5 protein-coding genes are annotated in these 3,235 nt (G+C 71.5%); 1 reads left to right on the top strand and 4 read right to left on the bottom strand.

All coding sequences use genetic code 11. The features are described from left to right. The coding region (locus ACFE67_RS14705; RefSeq protein ID WP_375407617.1) for an ATP-binding cassette domain-containing protein at positions 1–190 on the bottom strand (190 nt) is incomplete at its 3' end. Beyond that, the gene (locus tag ACFE67_RS14700; protein WP_375407616.1) at positions 187–546 is read right to left on the bottom strand and encodes a GntR family transcriptional regulator; all 360 of its coding nucleotides are present in this window, start codon (positions 544–546) and stop codon (positions 187–189) included. The genes ACFE67_RS14705 and ACFE67_RS14700, both read right to left, overlap by 4 nt. Positions 547–600: 54 nt before the next feature. Between ACFE67_RS14700 and ACFE67_RS14695 the strand changes: the two genes are divergently transcribed. Beyond that, complete coding sequence (locus tag ACFE67_RS14695; RefSeq protein WP_375407615.1) at positions 601–1,338, top strand: GPP34 family phosphoprotein; 738 nt, start codon at positions 601–603, stop codon at positions 1,336–1,338. Here the strand turns inward: ACFE67_RS14695 and ACFE67_RS14690 are convergent. Next, positions 1,322–1,630 (bottom strand): hypothetical protein, encoded by a 309-nt coding sequence (locus tag ACFE67_RS14690; protein ID WP_375407614.1) that lies wholly within the window; start codon positions 1,628–1,630, stop codon positions 1,322–1,324. The genes ACFE67_RS14695 and ACFE67_RS14690 overlap by 17 nt on opposite strands. A 329-nt stretch (positions 1,631–1,959) precedes the next feature. After that, positions 1,960–2,940 (bottom strand): isopenicillin N synthase family dioxygenase, encoded by a 981-nt coding sequence (locus ACFE67_RS14685; protein ID WP_375407613.1) that lies wholly within the window; start codon positions 2,938–2,940, stop codon positions 1,960–1,962. Positions 2,941–3,235 lie beyond the last annotated feature (295 nt).

Raw genomic sequence — 3,235 nt, 5'->3', positions numbered from 1 at the left:
CCTCCACCCGGCCCGACGAGGGGCGGTCGTGGCCGGCGACGATGGACATGAGCGTCGTCTTGCCGGCGCCGTTGCGGCCGAGCAGGCCGCAGACGCAGGCGTCGGGCACGTCGACGGTGACGTCCTCGAGGGCGGCGGTCCTGCCGAACCGACGGCTCACCGCGGTGAGCCGGATGGCGGATGCGTTCATGGCTGCACTTCCTGGTCGATGATGCGGTGCACCTCTGCAGGAGCGAGGCCGAGCGACCTCGCCTCCTCGAGCAGCGGAGCGACGAAGTCGCGGGCGAAGGCCGCCCGCCGGTCCGCGAGCAGACGCTCACGGGCGCCGTCGGTCACGTACATGCCGAGACCACGGCGCTTCTCGAGCACGCCCGCATCGACGAGGAGGTTGACCCCTTTGCCGACTGTCGCGGGATTGATGCGGTGGAACGCGGCGAGCTCGTTGGTCGACGGCACCGGCGCGCCCGGCAGGTAGCTGCCCACGAGGATGCCGTCGGCCAGCAGATCCGCGATCTGCTGGAAGATCGGCCGGTCGTCCGTGAGCATGTCCACCCCCTTGGTTAGTTACTGAAGTAATGAACCTAGGAACCCTGTGGTGCGATGGCAAGGGGCGGATCGCTGTTCCTGGCGATCGTCATCTCCGCGGCCTACCGTGCGGGCATGTCGATGACGATCGCCGAGGACCTCCTGCTGCTCCTGCTCGACGACGAGAAGGGCACGACGCCCGGCATGTGGGTCGACGTCCGCGTGCCGCTGGGCGCCGCCGTGCTCGCCGAGCTGGCGATCGACGGAGCCGTCGAGCTCGAACCGCGGACGAGCGTCTGGAGGGGGCGCACGGTGCGCGCCGCCGATGGCGCCGTCGACGACGACGTGCTCGCTGCCGCGCTCCGGACGGTGCAGGAGAAGCCGCGCACCGCGACCGACCTCGCAGGACGACTCGGCGACGGGCTGAAGGACCGGCTGGGGCAGCGTCTCGCGGACCAGGGAATGCTGGAGCGGCAGGACGAGCGCGTACTCGGGCTCTTCCCGCGGACGCGCTGGCCCGCGCTCGCATCGGCCCACGAGGCGGAGCTCCGGACGCGGCTCGCGGCCGTCGTCGTGCAGGGCGCGGCGCCGGACGAGCGCACCGCCGCGCTCGTCGGGATCCTGCTGGCGCTGGACCGGCTCGGGCCGACCCTCGGGCTCAAGGGCGCGGAGGCGCGGGACGCCAAGCGGCGTGCGAAGGCGCTCGCGGAGGGCGACTGGGCCGCGAAGGCCGTCCGCGAGGCGGTGCAGGCATCGATATCGGTGGTGACGACCGTGATGATCACGGCGACGACGGTCACGACCTCGAGCTGACGTCGTCCGGCGGGGTCCTCCCCGCGCGCACCGACTCGGCGGCGCGGTGCAGCGTCACGACCTCGTCGGAGCCCGCGACGTCCGACGCCGGGTGCTCGATCATCGCCACCACCCGCTGCGTCATGAAGCGCGCGGTGCGGACGGGCGTGCCGCCGCGCGTCACCTCGATCACCTCGACCAGGCCGCGCCCGGTCCGGACGTCCACGCGCCGCCCAGCGCGCGTCGCCTCGATCTCGTACGTCTTCGTGCCGTCGCCGACGTCGACGACGACCTCCACCCGATCACCTCTCACGGTGTCCTCCGCCGGCGTCGAGGAGAACAACAACCCTGGTCAGAACCGTATTTCGTTCCGCTCAGCTCACGCGATGCGGTCGGCGATCACGACGGCCTGCTGGCGGATCTCCGGCACGCGGTCGTCCAGCGCGGCGCGCCGCATCGTCGATGCGGCACCACGGCGACCTCGACCGAAGCGGTCGAAGCAGCGTCAGATCAGAGTTGCGCTCTCCGAGCGCTGCACAGGGCTGTGCGAACATGCGGGCCTCCCAAGGCACCCGCCGATCTATCGCAGGCAGAAAACCCGCCTCGTCGGGTCCCTACTTCCTCCTCCTGGCGGGGGTGCTGCTACGCGGTCGCGGCAACCGACCCGCGAGCCTTTGCGGCGAGGTACGGCCCCGCGAGCACCGGCTCGTACTTCGGCTGCTCGCCGGGAGCGACGCAGGTGGGGATCGCCTCGATCAGTGCGGAGTGGTTCGCGTTGTGGAAGAACGGCATGCTCTGGCGTCGGCTGGAGACCGCGGCGCCGGCGTCCGGGTTGACGACGCGGTGCAGCGTGGAGGTCCAGCGATCGTTCGTCCACCTGGCCATCAGGTCGCCGATGTTGATCACGAAGGCGCCCTCGACGGCGGGGACGTCGACCCAGGATCCGGAGGCCTCGTCGCGCACCTGCAATCCGCCCCGACCGGTCTGCTGGCGCAGGATCGTGAGCGTGCCGTAATCGCTGTGCGCGCCGGCACGCAGCTGGCCCTCCTCCGGCGGCAGCTGCTGCTCCGGGTAGTTGATGGCCCGCAGCGCGCCTGGGCTCGAGTCGATGCGCGCTGCGAAGTAGTCCGCGGGCAGGTCCAGACCGAGCGCGAAGATCGACATCAGGCGCACCGCGAGCGCGTCCATCGCGGCGAAGTACGCCTCCCACGCCGGGCGCATCCGCGGCAGCTGCGCCGGCCACCGGTTCGCGCTGAACAGGGCGCGCTCGTCGTCGTCCACCGGTTCGTGCGCCGGTGGACGGGTCGGGCCGATGTTGAACGACTCCTTGAGGTCCCCCGGCGTGCTGACGCCGCGGGACATCGCGAGCGACTCCGACCGCATCGGGAAGTAGCCGTAGAGGCCGCCCTCGGTCCGCTCGACCTGCGACTTCACGGCGAGCGGCAGGTCGAAGAACGCGGTGGCCGCCTCCCAGCATGCGCCGGCGACGTCGTCCGGCACGCCGTGCCCGGTGATCTGGAAGAAGCCGACCGTGCGCAGGGTGTCGTCGATCTCGTGGCCGACCACCGCGGGGTCCCGCGAGATGTCGATCGTCGGGATGCTCAGGTCTCGAGGGGCCGCCATGAAAGATCCGTCCTTCGCGCTGCTGCTTCGGGCAAGTGTGCTCCGGCGGTGTTTCGTCAGGATTTCGCCCGCGCCCGCGAGCTGGAGGCGCGCCGCGGACTGGGGGTCCCGCGTGGAGGCCCGGCTTCGTAGGTTCAGAGCGCAGTCGTTCTGGGGGGAACCGTCATGCGCTTCGATCGATGCGGCCGTGCGCGCCGTCATGTCGTGCAGGCGATGGCCGCCCTCGGTCTCGCCGCGCTGGCCGGTGCCGTCGCCGCCGCGCCCGCGACCGCCGCGCCTCCTGCGACGACCATCG

The sequence above is a fragment of the uncultured Amnibacterium sp. genome, assembly GCF_964244015.1.
Taxonomy (GTDB): Bacteria; Actinomycetota; Actinomycetes; order Actinomycetales; family Microbacteriaceae; genus Amnibacterium.
The sequence above is the reverse complement of the archived record's forward strand: the minus strand, read 5'-3'. Positions and strand labels throughout refer to the sequence as shown.